General features: G+C 64.6%; 14 protein-coding genes. 9 read left to right on the forward strand and 5 right to left on the reverse strand.

Annotated elements, in window-relative coordinates:
- The first annotated feature begins 3 nt into the window (after positions 1-3).
- From IC609_RS05875 to IC609_RS05915, 9 genes are all read left to right on the forward strand, one after another.
- A complete protein-coding gene (locus IC609_RS05875; protein WP_191818481.1) occupies positions 4-1,863 on the forward strand; it encodes an AMP-dependent synthetase/ligase in 1,860 nt (619 codons plus the stop codon).
- 26 nt (positions 1,864-1,889) lie between these two features.
- Positions 1,890-3,053 (forward strand): ABC transporter substrate-binding protein, encoded by a 1,164-nt coding sequence (locus IC609_RS05880; protein ID WP_191818482.1) that lies wholly within the window; start codon positions 1,890-1,892, stop codon positions 3,051-3,053.
- Positions 3,054-3,168: 115 nt separating this feature from the next.
- A complete protein-coding gene (locus IC609_RS05885) occupies positions 3,169-3,603 on the forward strand; it encodes a MarR family winged helix-turn-helix transcriptional regulator (RefSeq protein ID WP_191818483.1) in 435 nt (144 codons plus the stop codon).
- Between the two features lie 18 nt (positions 3,604-3,621).
- Positions 3,622-5,313 (forward strand): FAD-dependent monooxygenase, encoded by a 1,692-nt coding sequence (locus IC609_RS05890; protein ID WP_191818484.1) that lies wholly within the window; start codon positions 3,622-3,624, stop codon positions 5,311-5,313.
- Positions 5,314-5,323: 10 nt separating this feature from the next.
- Positions 5,324-5,512 carry a DUF2783 domain-containing protein gene (locus tag IC609_RS05895; RefSeq protein WP_191818485.1) on the forward strand — a complete coding sequence of 63 codons (189 nt, stop codon included), beginning with the start codon at positions 5,324-5,326 and terminating at the stop codon, positions 5,510-5,512.
- Between the two features lie 25 nt (positions 5,513-5,537).
- Positions 5,538-6,854: a fumarylacetoacetase gene (gene fahA, locus IC609_RS05900; RefSeq protein WP_191818486.1), complete on the forward strand. Its 1,317-nt coding sequence runs from the start codon at positions 5,538-5,540 to the stop codon at positions 6,852-6,854.
- A gap of 135 nt (positions 6,855-6,989) precedes the next feature.
- On the forward strand, positions 6,990-7,853 hold the full coding sequence (locus IC609_RS05905) for a metal-dependent hydrolase (RefSeq protein WP_191818487.1): 864 nt from the start codon (positions 6,990-6,992) through the stop codon (positions 7,851-7,853).
- Positions 7,854-7,858: 5 nt separating this feature from the next.
- Complete coding sequence (locus tag IC609_RS05910) at positions 7,859-8,653, forward strand: ABC transporter substrate-binding protein (RefSeq protein WP_191818488.1); 795 nt, start codon at positions 7,859-7,861, stop codon at positions 8,651-8,653.
- 47 nt (positions 8,654-8,700) lie between these two features.
- The gene (locus tag IC609_RS05915) at positions 8,701-9,231 is read left to right on the forward strand and encodes an isochorismatase family protein (RefSeq protein ID WP_333473642.1); all 531 of its coding nucleotides are present in this window, start codon (positions 8,701-8,703) and stop codon (positions 9,229-9,231) included.
- Positions 9,232-9,240: 9 nt separating this feature from the next.
- Here IC609_RS05915 and IC609_RS05920 read toward each other — a convergent pair whose 3' ends face one another.
- The 5 genes from IC609_RS05920 to IC609_RS05940 all read right to left on the reverse strand — a co-directional run bounded on the left by IC609_RS05920 (position 9,241) and on the right by IC609_RS05940 (position 15,353).
- Positions 9,241-10,986 (reverse strand): PHA/PHB synthase family protein, encoded by a 1,746-nt coding sequence (locus tag IC609_RS05920; RefSeq protein WP_191818490.1) that lies wholly within the window; start codon positions 10,984-10,986, stop codon positions 9,241-9,243.
- A 7-nt stretch (positions 10,987-10,993) separates the two neighbouring features.
- Positions 10,994-11,296, reverse strand: coding sequence for a hypothetical protein (locus IC609_RS05925; RefSeq protein ID WP_191818491.1), 303 nt, complete (start codon positions 11,294-11,296; stop codon positions 10,994-10,996).
- An 85-nt stretch (positions 11,297-11,381) separates the two neighbouring features.
- A complete protein-coding gene (locus IC609_RS05930) occupies positions 11,382-12,533 on the reverse strand; it encodes an acyl-CoA dehydrogenase family protein (protein ID WP_191818492.1) in 1,152 nt (383 codons plus the stop codon).
- 16 nt (positions 12,534-12,549) lie between these two features.
- A complete protein-coding gene (locus IC609_RS05935; protein ID WP_269902666.1) occupies positions 12,550-14,556 on the reverse strand; it encodes an ATP-binding protein in 2,007 nt (668 codons plus the stop codon).
- A complete protein-coding gene (locus IC609_RS05940; RefSeq protein WP_191818493.1) occupies positions 14,553-15,353 on the reverse strand; it encodes an enoyl-CoA hydratase/isomerase family protein in 801 nt (266 codons plus the stop codon). The genes IC609_RS05935 and IC609_RS05940 overlap by 4 nt, the downstream gene beginning before the upstream one ends.

Here is a 15,353-nt window from a genome sequence, read left to right on the forward strand (position 1 = left end):
CCCATGAGCAATTTGTGGAACCTCTCGGACATCCAGCCTCAAAAAGAGGTGGTGATGGCGGGCGACACCATCCCGGCCATCTTCTGGAACGCCGTGCGGGCGCGAGGTCCGAACGTGTGGATGCGGCAAAAGGACTTTGGCATCTGGCGCAGCTGGACCTGGGACCAGACCGCCACGGCGGTGCGCGAGATCGGCAACGGCCTCCTGTCGCTCGGCTTTGCGCCGCACGAGACCGCCTCCATCCTCTCCAACACCAACATCGAATGGGTGTTGTGCGACCTGGCCGTTCTCAGCAGTGGCGGCGTGGCCAACGGCATCTACCCCACCGACGCGGCCGCGCAGGTGCAGTTTTTAAGCGAAGACTCACGGACCACCGTGTTGTTTGTCGAAGACGACGAGCAGCTGGACAAAGCCCTGGAAGTGCGCGCTCAATTGCCCCTGCTCAAGAAGATCGTGGTCTTCGACATGGAAGGCCTCTTGAACCTCAACGACCCCCAGGTCATCGGCCTGGACGAGCTGCGGGCGCTGGGACGCGCTTACGGCCAGGCCCACCCCCATGAACTGGACGAACGGGTGGCTGCCTGCCGCCCCGAAGACCTGGCCATCCTGGTCTACACCTCGGGCACCACCGGCAAACCCAAGGGTGCCATGCACAGCCACCGGGGCCTGGTGTATTCGGTGCGCGGCTACAACACACTGATCGCCCGGGACGAAACCGACGAGTGCATGTGCTTTTTGCCGCTGTGCCACATCGCCGAACGCATGGGCGGCGAGTACTTTTCACTCTACACCGGGGCCAAACTCAACTTCGTCGAAAACCCCGAAACCGTGCCCGAAAACGTGCGCGAGATCGCACCCACCGTCTTCACTGCGGTGCCACGCGTGTGGGAAAAGTTCTACTCGGGCGTCATGATCACGCTCAAGGAAGCCAGCGGCCTGCAGCAAGCCGCCTATGCCTGGGCCATCGGTGTCGGTGAACGCGTGGCCGACAAGGTGCTGGCCAGACAAGTCGTGCCTGCCACGCTCAAGCTGCAATTCCACATCGCCCGCCTCTTGGTGCTCAACAACGTGCGCAAGCTCATCGGCATCCACCGCTCGCGCTTTCTGGTCACGGGTGCCGCCCCCATCTCGCCCGAGCTGGTGCGCTGGTACCTGGCGCTGGGCTTGCCCATGCTCGAAGTCTGGGGCATGACCGAAACCTGTGGCGCCGCCACCGGAGTACCTGCCGACCGCATCAAACCGGGCTCGATCGGGCCAGCGGCCGAATTCAACGAAGTGCGCCTGGATCCGCAAACGGGCGAAATCCTGGTGCGTGGCCCCAATGTGTTCATGGGCTACCTGAACCTGCCCGACAAGACCGCCGAAGCCATCGACGCGGATGGCTGGCTCCACACGGGCGATGTGGGCAAGGTGGACGAGGAAGGGTTTTTCCGCATCACGGACCGGATGAAAGACATCATCATCACGGCAGGCGGCAAGAACATCACGCCCAGTGAACTCGAAAACGAGCTGAAGTTCTCGCCCTATGTGACCGATGCGGTGGTGATTGGTGACCGGCGGCCCTACCTGGTCGTGATCATCATGATCGACCAGGAAAACGTGGAGAAATTCGCCCAGGATGCCGATGTGCCTTTCAGCAACTACGCCTCTTTGACACGCGCCCCGCAAGTGCAGGCCCTGATCCAGGCCGAGATCGACCGGGTCAACAAAAAGTTCGCGCGTGTCGAGCAGATCAAGAAGTTCTTCCTGCTCGACACCCAGTTGACGGCCGAGGACGAGGAATTGACCCCCACCATGAAGCTCAAACGCAAACTGGTGGAAAAGAAGTACAGCGAAAAGATCGACGCGATGTACCGCGATTGAACTGTTTTTACCCAGGAGACCGCCCCATGAAACTTCAGATCATCACCACACTGGCCGCTCTGGCCGTGAGTGGCGCAGCCCTTGCCCAACAGCAAGGCGTGAGCAAGACCGAGATCACCATCGGCACCATCCAGGATTTGTCCGGGCCGCTGGCCGGTTACGGCAAGGCGGTGCGCAACGGCATGCTGCTGCGCATCGACGAGGCCAACGAGCAAGGCGGCGTCAATGGCCGCAAGCTCAAGCTGATCACCGAAGACTCCGGTTACGACCCCAAGCGTGCCGTGCTGGCCGCGCAAAAACTGGTCAACCAGGACAAGATCTTCATCATGGCTGGCCACATCGGTACAGCGCAGAACAACGCCGCGATGCCGGTGCAGTTCGAGAAAAAGGTTGTGAACTTCCTGCCCGTGACGGCCGCTCGTGAGATGTACGAGCCGCTGAGCAAGTTCAAGTACGCCCTGTTCGCCACCTACTTTGACCAGATGCGTGCCGCCGTGCCTGCCCTGGTCAAGGAAAAGAAGTCCTCCAAGGTCTGCGCCATCTACCAGGATGACGAATTTGGCCTCGAAGTGCTGCGCGGTGCCGAAGCGGGTCTCAAAGCCATCAACATGGACTTTGCCGAGAAAACCTCCTACAAACGCGGCGCGACCGACTTCTCTTCGCAGGTGGCGCGCATGAAGTCTGCTGGCTGCGAAATGGTGGTGCTGGGCACCATCATCCGCGAGACCGTGGGCACCATTGCCGAAGCCCGCAAGACCGGTTTCAACCCGGTTTTCATTGGCTCCAGCGCAGCCTACACCGACCTGATCCACAAACTGGGCGGCAAAGCCATGGACGGCATGTACGCCACCATGACCGTGCCACACCCCTACCTGGACGAAGCCTCCAACCCGATCCGCTTCTGGGCCAACAAATACAAGACCAAGTTCAACGAAGACCCCACCGTCTTCTCGGTCTATGGCTACGTGATTCTGGACACTTTCATCCAGGCCGCTCAAAAAACCGGTCCCAACCTGACCAGCGACAGCTTCATCGCCACCATGGACAAGCTGACCGTGCCCTCCGACATCTTCGGCAGCCCCGAAGGCAAGTTCACACCCACCCAGCACCTGGGCTCCAACAAGTCGCGCCTGTCGCAAATCCAGGACGGCAAGTGGAAGATCGTGTCCGACTATTACAAGCTCGATTGAGCCTGTCACACGCACTGAAAAAACCGCCTTCGGGCGGTTTTTTCATGTCTGCTCACGCCATCCACCGTGCCGTCATTTGGTTGCGCACGCAACCAAATGCGGTTACGATGGCACCATGACCACCCCGCTTGAGCGTTCGTTCACCTACCGCCTGCACCTGCTGCACAAGGTCTCTGACCAGGGCAGCCACCAGTCGTATTTGCAGACGCTGGGGCTGTCGCTGAGCGAAGCACGTAGCCTGGCTGCGATTGGCGCATTCCAGCCCATGTCGGTCGTGGCACTCGCCGACAAAGGCAACCTCAACAAAAGCCAGGCCAGCCGGGCCGCGCAGATCCTGGTGGACAAAGGCTGGGTCCACAAAACCGAACACCCCGTGGACGGACGTGGGGTTGAACTCAGCCTCACCCCCGAAGGCCGCAAGCTCTGGAAAAAAGCCATGGCCCTGATCGAGCAACGCAACGAAGACATCTTCGGCTGCCTCAACGCCCAGGAGCAGGCCACCCTCAGTCGCCTGCTGGACCGCCTGATCGCCCACAACCTGGGCATCTGACCGCCCACAAGGACACACATGCACACCCCCAGCACCGAGGCACGCCCTTCGATTTATTACACCTACCAAGTCTTCCAGCCTTGGCTGGCATCAGCGCATCCGAAACAAGACCGAAAAAAAGTCGTGATCGTCGGCTCGGGGCCGGCCGGCATGGTGACTGCGCTCGAACTGGCGCGCCACGGCGTACCCAGCGTGGTCTTGTCGGCCGAGCTGCAGTTCTCGCAAGGCAGCCGGGCGATCTGCTTCACACGCCGCTCGATGGAGATCCTGCAGCAAGTCGGCGTGGCCGACCGCATGACCGCAGGCGGCCTGCCTTGGCGCTTTGGCAACTCGTTTTACCGGGGCCAGCGCGTGTTCCGCATGGAAGCGCCGCACGATGCCGATGATCGCTTCTTCCCGATCATCAACGTGCAGCAGCAGTTCATGGAGGAGTACCTGCACGACGCCTGCAAAGCCAACCCGCTGATCGACTTCCGCTGGGGCAACAAGGTGAACAAAGTGGACCAGAAGGACGGCTACGCCGTGCTCGAAGTCGACACGTCAGAAGGCCCCTATGCGTTGGAGAGCGACTGGGTGGTCGCCGCTGACGGCGGGCGCTCGGGCATCCGCACGGCCATGAACCTGCGGATGGAAGGCGCGTCTTACGAAGGATTTTTCGTGATCGCCGACATCCAAATTGACCTGCCTTACCCCACAGAACGGCTGGCTTTTTTTGACCCCGAGTGGAACCCCGGCAACACCATCCTCATGCACCGCGAACCGAACGGCATCTGGCGCGTGGACTACCAATTGCCCCCCGGCGAAACACCCGAAGAGGCGCTGCGCCCCGAATCGCTCAAGACCCGCATCGATGCTCAGCTGGCCATGATCGGCCACGCCGGTCTGAAGTGGGAAATGGACTGGTCTTCGGTCTACTCGGCCCGCACGCTCACGCTGCCCGACTTTGTGCACGGCAGCGTCATCTTCACCGGCGACGCGGCGCACCTGCTGCCCATCTTTGGCGTGCGCGGGGCCAACACCGCCTTCCAAGACGCGCAGTCGCTGGGCTGGCACCTGGCCTTTGTGGTCAAGGGTCTGGCGGGCAAAACCTTGCTGGCCAACCACAGTGCCGAACGTGTGGGTGCAGCCCGCGAAATCATCACAGAAGCGGGCAAGAGCACCCGCTTCATGACACCCCCCAGCCGTGGCTTCAGGTTGCTGCGCGACGCGGTGCTCTCGCTCTCGCTCACGCAAGAATTCGTGCGCCCTCTTTACCACTGGCGCACCTCGCGCCCGCATGAGTACACCCACTCCCTGCTCAACAGCACGGGCGACGACAACGCCCTGTTCAAAAGCGGTCCCGCGCACGGGGCACCGCCACAAAACGTGCGCTTGGGTGCGAACGACTTTTTGCTCGACCACCTGGGCGGCGGCTTTGACCTGCTGTACTTCACCGATGCACCCGCAATACCTGAGGCCTTGCAACAGGTCATCCAGAACGCACGGCAACAAGGCATGCCGCTGAACGTGATCGCGGTGGGCGCGGCCCAGCCTGTGGCGGGCGCCGACAAGCACCTGCTCGATGCCGACGGCCACCTGCGCGCGCGCTACGGCGTGCCTGCCAGTGGCGGCGCATATTTGCTGCGCCCCGACCAGCACGTCTGCGCCCGCTGGCTCACCCTCGACGCCACACGCCTGCAAGCCGCACTCACCACCGCACTGCCTCAATAAGGAAAACAGCATGTCCAAGACACCCCTGTCCATTGACGGCCTCGAGACCGTCTACGATGCACTGGCCACCGCCATTGACCAGGCAGGCCCGGACAAGGCCGAACTGTTTCTGGTCAAGCTCGCCTTGCTCCAGGCCAACGCGCTGGGTGATGAAGCGCAATTTAGCCAGCAGGTCCACACCGCCCTGCAAGACCTTTGAACACCCACGCCGGAACAAGACCCACATGACGACCCTGAACGAAACCCATGACCCCGCCTTGAAGAGCTGGGTCGGCTCGGCCAACACCGCAGGCTGCGACTTCCCCATCCAGAACCTGCCGTTCGCGGTGTTCCGCCGCCAAGGCTCGGCTGAAGCCTTCAGGGGCGGTGTGGCCATTGGCGACCAGATCGTGGACTTGGCGGCACTCGCCCAATCAGGCGTGCTGAAAGGCGAAGCAGCAGCAGCCGCACAAGCGGGTGCGCAAGACAAACTCAACGCCCTGATGGCGCTGGGCAGCTCGGCCTGGAGCGCACTGCGCCTGGCCTTGTCACGCGCCCTGCGCGAAGGCGCTGCCGAACAAGCGGCCTTGCAAGCGTGCCTGGTGGCGCAAGCCGAGGCCGAATACGACGTGCCCGCCCGCATTGGCGACTACACCGACTTCTACACCTCGGTGCACCACGCCACCAACATCGGCAAGCAATTCCGTCCCGACAACCCGCTGCTGCCCAACTACAAATGGGTGCCCATCGGCTACCACGGCCGCGCGTCCAGCATTGGCATCTCGGGCCAGCAGTTCCGCCGCCCGGTGGGCCAGACCATGCCCCCCGGGGCCACCGAACCCACATTCGGCCCCTGCAAGCGTCTGGACATCGAACTCGAATTGGGCATCTTCATTGGCAGCGGCAATGCCCTGGGCGAGCCGGTGCCGATCACCGAAGCCGAAGACCATGTGTTCGGCATCTGCCTGCTCAACGACTGGTCGGCGCGTGACATTCAAGGTTGGGAATACCAGCCGCTAGGCCCGTTTCTGTCGAAAAACTTCGCTTCCACCCTCTCGCCCTGGGTCGTCACGCTCGAAGCGCTGAACCCTTACCGCGTGGCCTTCACCCGCCCTGAGGGCGATCCGCAGCCCATGGCCTATCTGGACTCTGCGGCCAACCGGGCCGAAGGCGCTTTCGACATTCAGCTGCAAGTCGGTCTGCAAACCGCGCAGATGCGCGCCGCAGGCCAGGCGGACGCCAGCATCTGCCGCACCAGCTACCGCCACGCCTACTGGACGGTGGCGCAAATGGTCGCACACCACACGGTGAACGGCTGCAACCTGCAGCCGGGCGACCTGTTCGGCAGCGGCACCCTGTCTGGCCCTACGCTCGACCAGGCGGCGGCCCTGATCGAGCTGACCACGGGTGGCAAAAACCCGGTGGCGCTGCCGGGCGGCGAGCAGCGCACCTGGCTGGAAGACGGCGACAGTGTGGTGTTGCGCGGCTGGTGCGAGCGCGAAGGCGCAGCCCGCATCGGCTTTGGCGAATGCGTGGGCACCGTGCTGCCTGCGCGCACCTGAATCTGGCATGGGTGGCTCTGAGCGAGTCACCCACGTTATACCCACGGATTGACCGAGGTCTCTGCCTGCTCCTAAGATGGGTTTGCCCTGTCCGGCTCAAGCGCCGGTCCTCTTGTCCATCCACGGAGACTTTCGATGAAACGCTTGCAACCCCGCAGCTTCGCTGCTTGCCTGTTGGCTGGCCTGCTGGCCTTTGGCGCACACCACACATCGGCCCAGACCGCTGCAGCACCTGCTGCATCTGCCGCGACAGGCAAAACCGAACTGCTCTGGCTGGGCCAGGCGAGCTTTCGCATCAAGACCCCGGGCGGCAAAACCATTGTGGTTGACCCCTGGCTCACCGGCGGTCCCAAAACGCCTGCGCCCTACAAGACCGACATCTCCGCATTGGGCAAGGTGGACCTGCTGCTGGTCACCCACGCGCACGTGGACCACATCGGTGACGCCCCCGATCTGGCCAAAATGCACAACACCAAACTCTATGGCCCGGCCGACATGGTCACGCCACTGATCACCCTGGGCGTGCTGCCCGCCGATCTGGGTCACCGCTTCAACAAGACCGGCAGCGTCAAGCCCCTGCCCGGCATCAAAGTCACCGCCGTCCAGGCCGAGCACTCTTCGCTGCTGGTGTGGAAGAACCCCGCCACCAACAAAAACGAGTCGCATCCTGCGGGCGAAGCCGTGGGCTACATCATCGAGCTGGAAAACGGCTTCAAGATCTGGCACATGGGCGATACCGGTCTGTTCGGCGACATGAAGTTCATCACCGAGCGCTACAAGCCCGATCTGGTGCTGATGCCCATTGGCGGCAACTTCACCATGGCGCCCGACGACGCGGCTTTTGCGGCGCGCAACTGGATCCAGCCCAAGATGGTGATCCCGATGCACTACAACTCCAACCCGCTGACCCCCGGCACCCTGGCCGAGTTCCAGGACGCCATGAAGGGCAGCAGTGTGAAAGTGGTGCCCATGACCGAAGGCCAGAGCGTCGAGTTCTGAGCGCCATGCACAAGCTGACCCGCCGGGCCTGCGCCGTGCTGGGCCTGGCGCTGTGCGCTAGCGCCTGGGCCCAATCTGCCACAGACACTGCCCGCGCCGACATCGCGCCCACAGGCACTTTGCGTGCCGTCATCAACCAGGGCAACCCCATCCTCGCCAGCAAAGACCCCTCCACGGGCGAGCCCGTGGGCGTGTCGGTGGACCTGGCCCGTGCCTTGGCTGCGCAGTTGAAACTGCCGCTGCAGTTGATCCCGGTCAGCTCGGCAGGCCAATCGGTCGAACTCGTCACGCAAGAGAAGGCCGATGTCGGCTTCTTCGCCATCGACCCGGTGCGTGGGCAGGGCATCGCTTTCACTGCAGCCTATGTGCAGATCGAAGGCAGCTACCTCGTCCGGCAAGACTCGCCCTTGCAAAAAAACGAAGACGTGGATCGCCCCGCACACCGCGTGGTGGTCGGCAAGGGGAGTGCCTACGACCTGTTCCTCACGCGCGAACTCAAGCAGGCCCAGCTGGTGCGCGCGCCGACATCGCCCGAGGTGGTGTCGTTTTTCATGGCAGGCCCCTACGACGTGGCGGCTGGCGTCAAACAGCAGCTCGAATCCGATGCGCGCCACACCCCTGGTGTGCGCCTGCTGCCCGGGCGCTTCATGGTGATTGATCAGGCCATGGGCTTGCCCAAAAGCCGCAGCGCCAGCGCCCACGAGCGGCTCAGCCGGTTTGTGAGCGACATGAAGGCCAGTGGCTTTGTGGCCGATGCCCTCACGCAGCACCGGATTGATGGCGCGGTGGTCGCGCCATGATCATTGAACAAAATCCCTGACGAAGGATCAAGATGCATCGCGCAGTCGTGATCATTGATGTGCAACGTGTTTTTGAGGACGGCCCTCACCAAGCCTTCCAGGCCGCGGAAGTGATCGCCCGGCTCAATCAGATCACGCAAGCTGCAAGACAGACCCAAACTCCCGTTTTCATGGTGCAACACGCCGCCACGTCAGGGCCGCTTGCGTACGGCGAGCCAGGCTGGGCATTTGCCCATCTGCTGACAGTGTCTCCTGCAGACACTGTGGTTCATAAAAATACCGCCGATGCCTTCCACAACACTACGCTGCATGCGCAACTGCAAGCGCGAGGGATCACGGAATTGATCGTCGGTGGCATCCAGACCGATTTTTGTGTGGACACATCCATACGCCGGGCATTGGCGTTGGGCTACGCCATTTCGCTGGTTTCGGATGGCCACACCACGTTGGACAACACGGTGTTATCGGCCGAGCAAATCATTGCGCACCACAACGTGAACCTGTCGAGCATTTCCAGTTTTGGTCCCAGAGTCACGCTGGTGCCAGCAGCGGTCATGGCCACCACGCTTGCAGCCTGACTGGCCTCTCTAATCCCCGTAGCGCACCTGCACATAGCTGCCCGGTGCGGGCTCCAGCACATCGGCCGGGCTGATCTCGCGGGCCAGCACATGCTCGCCGCCGTGGCTGCGCAACCATGCATGCCAGGCGGGCCACCATGAGCCGCTGAAACGGGGGGCCTTGCGCTGCCAGACTTCCGGCGCTGTGGCCTCGGCGGTCAAGGGCGTGTGCAGCAGCTGGTAGTGGTGGTGTGCATGCCCGGGCTCGGAGACGATGCCGGCGTTGTGGCCACCGCTGGTGAGCACGAAAGTCACATCCGAACGGGTCAGGCTGTGGACTTTGTAGGCCGACCGCCAGGGCGTGACGTGGTCTTTTTGCGTGCCCACGGCAAACACTGGCATGCGTAGGTCACCCAACGACACAGGCTGGCCTTCGACCTTGTAGCGGCCATTGGCCAGGTCGTTGTGCAGGTACATCTGGTGCAGGTACTGGCTGTGCATGGTGGCGGGCATGCGCGTGACGTCGGCATTCCAGGCCATCAGGTCGTTGGCGCTGATGCGCTCGCCGAGCCAGTATTCGCGCATGCGGGCCGACCAGATGAGGTCCTGCGCATGCAGGAACTGGAACGAGCCGCCCATCTGCCTGCCGGTCAAAAAGCCTTTTTCGGCCATGCTGTCTTCCAGCACCGCCACCTGCGCTTCGTCCAGCAGCACCCCCAGCTCGCCTGCATCCTGAAAATCCAGCTGCGTGGCCAGCAGGGTCAAGCTGGCCAAGGGGGCGATGGCCTGCGCGTCCTGCATCGGTTCATCGCGCGCAAGCGCAGCCGCAGCGATGGACAGCAGCGTGCCCCCCAGGCAGTAACCCACCGCATGGATGGGCACGCCGCCCGTGCGCTCGGTGATGACGGCCAGCGGGTTGAGCACGCCCAGGCGCAGGTAATCTTCCATGTCGAGCAAGGCGTCGCTGGCGTCCGGGTTGCGCCAAGACAGCATGTACACGGTGTGCCCCTGATCGACCAGGTAGCGCACCAGCGAGTTGTGCGGCGACAGGTCCAGGATGTAGTACTTCATGATCCACGAGGGCACGATGAACACCGGCTCGCGCTGCACCTGCGCGGTGGTCGGCGTGTACTGGATCAACTCCACCAGGTGGTTGCGGTGCACCACGGCCCCGGACGTGCAGGCGACCTCGATGCCAGGCCGGTAGGCGGCGTCGCCGTCCATCGCCGTCTGCGGATGGATCTGCCGCTGCATGTCCTGCCAGGCGTGGTGCCAGCCCTGGCGCAGGTTGTCGCCCCGGGTCTGCAGCGTGGTCATGAGCACCTGGGGGTTGGTGTGCGGCCAGTTGCTGGGCGAGAGCATGTCCAGCCACTGCCGCGCCATCAGGTGCACCACGTCCTGGTGGTGGTGTTCCATGCCCCGCAGGTGGCTGGCGTGCGCCCACCATTGCTCGGCGGTGTGGTGCGTGCTGGCCAGCGCGCAAAACGGCCACATCGCCCAGGTCGGATCGGCGTAGCGTTTGTCCGGATGCGGGTGTTCCTGACACCCCACCTGCTTGAGCGAAGCCAGCCAGTGGTCCACGCTCTCGCTCTGCAAGCGCATGCGCGTGCCCGGCGATGTGCCCAAATGCCAAGCCCAATCGGCCAGCGCCAAACCCAGCGAGATGGGCGACAGGCCACCGGTCATGGCCACCCAAGGGGCCTTGACCTTGCGGTCCCAGACCAGGGCGGTGTCGGACAGCGCTGCGGGCGGCGTGGGGTGGGTGGACAGGTTCATCCGCACATCAACGGGGCAAACGGATCAGCTTGTCTTTGAGGCTGCCCTTGACCCAGAAATCCTTGCCTTTGCCGAGCAAGGCCTGGTAGGCCGCATCGCCCATCATTTTCTGGTTCATGGCCATACCCGCGTCGGCGCTGTCCATGTCCAGCAGCCAATGGATGCGCAAATGCCCGAACACCTCCATGCCACAACGCATGTTGACCTGGTAGGTCTTGTTGACATAAGCGCACACATCACCGGCAAACTGCAGGGCTGCCGCCGCCGAAGCGGCGTGCTTGACGGTCACGGAACGAATGAACAAGTGCATGTGGAACTCCTCGGAATGAGGGTCCCATGGTGGCCAAAACCTTTTCGCGTGTCGGTGGGCTGACGCACGCCTGCGGATGACGCGCTCAAATGCCCAGCTGCTTGCCCGCGAGTTCTTTCATGATCTCTTCGGCGCCGCCACCGATCATCATCACCTTGACTTCGCGGTAGATGCGCTCCACCCGCGTGCCGCGCATGAAGCCCATGCCGCCCAGGATCTGCACCGCCTGATCGGCGCAGAACTGCATGGTCTGCGTCGTGTGGTTTTTCAGCATGCACAGCTCGGCCACCGTGCGGGGGCTGTGGTCGCCCGCGTCCAGTTTTTGCGCCAGCTGCTCCAGCCAGGGTTGGCAGGACGCGATCTTCATCTGCATATCGACCAGCTTGTGGCGGATGACCTGGCGCTCGATGAGCGGCGCACCAAAGGTCTTGCGCTGGCGCGCCCAGTCGAGTGCATCGTCGTAGCAGACCTTGGCAAAGGCCCAGGCCCCCACCGCCAGCGTCAGGCGCTCGGTGTTGAAGTTCGTCATGATGGCGCGAAAGCCCGCGCCTTCTTCGCCGATCAGGTGGTCGTGTGGCACGCGGCAATCGTCAAAGCGCAGGTGCGCGGTGTCGCTGGACCACCAGCCCATCTTGCGCAGCGGCGTGCGCGACAGGCCCGGCGCATCGCCCGGCACCGCGATCAGCGACAGGCCCGAGGCCCCCGGCCCGCCCGTGCGCACCGCCACCGTGATCCAGTCGGCGCGCAGGCCGGAGGTGATGAACACCTTCTCGCCGTTGAGCACCCACTCCCCACCGTCCAACCGGGCGGTGGTGCGGATGGCCGCCACGTCCGAGCCGCCACCGGGTTCGGTGATGGCCAGCGCCGCGATCTTGTGGCCCGCCAGCACCTCGGGCACGATGCGTTGCTTGAGGGCCTCCGAGCCCAGCGCCACCACGGGCGGCAGGCCGATGGTGTGCGAAAACAGACTCGCCAGCACACCCCCCGAGCCCGCCTTGGCGACTTCTTCGCTCACGATCAGGCGGTAGAGGTTGTCGGCCGCGATGCCGCCATAGGCTTCGGGGTAGCCGATGGCCAGCAGGCCGATGTCGGCGGCTTTTTTGTACAGCGAACGGGGAAAGTACTCGCCACGCTCGGCGGCTTCGTCCCAGTCGTTGACATGGGGCGCGATCTCGCGCTCGACAAACTGCCGGACCGTGGCGCGGAAGTCCTCGTGGGCAGCGGTGTAGGGGCTCATGGTGGCGTCTCCGTGCTCAAGCGGCCGCTTCGATTTCGGCCAGCACACGGCGCGCGGCCACCTGCTCGCCCGCCCGGGCATGCAGGCCCTTGACCTGCCCGGCAATGGGCGCGAGCAGGCGGTGTTCCATCTTCATCGCCTCCATCACCAGCAGGGTTTGACCGGCCTGCACGCTCTGGCCCGGTGCCACTTCGACGCGCACCACGCGGCCGTGCATGGGGGCCAGCACCGCCCCGCTGCTGGCGGTCTGGGCGCGGCTGGCCGCTTGCCAGCGCAGGTCTTCGCCGTGCAGCTCCAGAGGGCCAACTTGCAACCAGAACTGATCACCTTGGCGCACCAGCACCGCCTCCACAGGTTGTCCGTTGACGATCGCCGACACCTGACCGTCAGCCGCCCTGCGCAAGTCGGTGATGGCGACCTCATGGTCTTGCCCGTGCGCTTGCCACGCACCGCCCTGGCCTTGCACCGTCCAGACTTGCCGCTCGCCCTGCAGCTGCAAGGGCAGCGCCGTGTCCACACGCCCCGCCGACTGCCAGCCTGCCCAGAGCGCAGGCAGTGGCATGTCGGACGTGACCGCGAGGCACACGGCCAAGAGGCCATGCAGGTGCACCGCACTGGCCGCCACAGGCGCTGGCAGGTGCTGGCCCAAGAAGGCGGTGCTGAAGTCCCCCGCCGCAAACACCGGGTGCCGCAGCACCTGCGTCAAAAAGGCGCGGTTAGTCGGCAAACCGATGCACTGGGTGCGGTCCAGCCCATCAGCCAGCTGACGCAAGGCGCTCGCACGGTCGGGGCCGTGTGCGATCAGCTTGCCCAGCATCGAGTCGTAAAACGGGCTGATTGGCATGCCCGATTGCAGCGCCGCATCGCAGCGCAAGCCCGCAGGCGCTTGCCAGCGCAGCAAGCTGCCCGCTTGCGGCAAATGGTTGTTTGTCGGGTCTTCGGCGCACAGCCGCGCCTCGATGGCGTGTCCCCCCGACTCGAAGCGCTGCAGCACCTCGTCCTGCGTGATGTCCAGTGACGCGCCTGCCGCGATGCGCAACTGCCAGGCCGCGAGGTCCAACCCTGTGAGGCATTCGGTCACCGGGTGCTCGACCTGCAAGCGGGTATTCATCTCCATGAACCAGAAGCTGCCATCGGCGTCGAGCAAAAACTCCACCGTGCCCGCCCCCACATAGCCCGCTTCGCTCGCGCTGCGGGCCACTTGCACAGCGGCCTCGCCCATGCGGCGGCGCAGCGCGGGGTTGACCGCAGGCGACGGCGCTTCTTCGATCAACTTTTGGTGGCGGCGCTGCACGGTGCAGTCGCGCTCGCCCAGGTGCAGCACCTGTCCATGACCATCGGCCAGCACCTGCACCTCCACATGGCGCGGCGCGAGCAGGGCGCGCTCGAGCAGCAAGCGGCCATCGCCAAAGGCGGCGCGGGCTTCGGCGTGCGCGGCCTGCAAGGCCTCGGGCAAATTGGCGGCGTCCTGGACCAGGCGCATGCCGCGTCCGCCGCCCCCGGCCGAGGCCTTGACCATCAGCGGCAGGCCCAGCTGCTCGGCCTGCGCCTGCAAGGCGGCCAGGTCTTCGCTCGCGTCCACGGTGCCGGGCAGCACGGGCACCCCCGCGGCCTGCATGCGGCGGCGCGCGCTGGCCTTGTCGCCCATGGCGTCGATGGCGGCAGGCGGTGGCCCGACCCACACCAGCCCCGCGCCGATCACGGCCTGCGCGAACGTGGCGTTCTCGGACAAAAAGCCGTAGCCGGGGTGGATGGCTTGCGCCCCGCTTCTGAGTGCGGCGTCGAGGATGGCGTCGATGCGCAGGTAGCTGTCGGCCGGGCGCTCACCGCCGATGCTCACCGCCGTGTCACAGCTGTGGACAAAGGGTGCATCGCGGTCGGCGTCGGAATACACCGCCACGGTGCGGATGCCCAGCGCCCGCGCACTGCGCGCCACCCGGGCCACGATCTCGCCCCGGTTGGCGATCAGCAAGGTGTCAAAGGGCCGCAGGGGCAACTGACTGGCGAAGGTTGAAGCACTCATGGCAAGCCTTTCGGTGTGGCCCAGGCGGGCGCACGTTTGGCCCCCAAAGCGGCCAGGCCTTCGCTGGCGGTGCCGCTGCGCAGGGACCGGGCAAAGGCCTCGGCCGCAAAATCCAGCGTTTCGCCCAGACTGCTGACCCTGCGACGGGACAGAATGGCTTTGGTCGCGCGCAAGGCCTGCGGTTCTGCGCGCCGCAAGCGTTCTTGCCAGGCGGCCAAAGCCTGCGGCAGTTCAGCCTGCGGCACCACCTCGTCCACCAGGCCGATGCGCTGTGCCTCGGTCGCGTTCACCCGCTGCGCACTGGCCATCAGGCGCAGGGCCTGACGTTCGCCCAGCCGCGCCGCCACAAAAGGCGCAATCTGCGCCGGGGGCAGGCCCAGCGTGACTTCGGGCGTGGCCAGCACCGCTGTGTCAGTAGCCAGCACCACATCGCAGGCTGCGGCCAGGCCACAGCCGCCGCCCATGGCCGCGCCTTCGATGCAGGCCATCGTCAGCACGGGGCTGCCCGCCAGCACGTCGAGCATCGCGCCAAAGGCCCGGTTGAACACCGCGATGGGGTCAGGGCCTTGCGCAGGCGCAGGCTCGGCCATCAGGGTGCGAAAGCGGCTGAAGTCGCCGCCTGCGCAAAAGGTGCCGCCCGCGCCGCGCAGCAGCACGGCGCGCACAGAGGGGTCTTGCGCGGCGTCGTTCAAGGCCTGTTGCAGGCCACTGACCATCGCGTCGGTCAGCGCGTTGCGGCTGGCCGGGGCGTCGAGCCAAAGCACCCACCAGGGGCCATCGCGTTCGGTGCGCAGCAT

Origin of the sequence: Limnohabitans radicicola, from assembly GCF_014837235.1 — a bacterium.
GTDB lineage: Bacteria > Pseudomonadota > Gammaproteobacteria > Burkholderiales > Burkholderiaceae_C > Limnohabitans_A > Limnohabitans_A radicicola.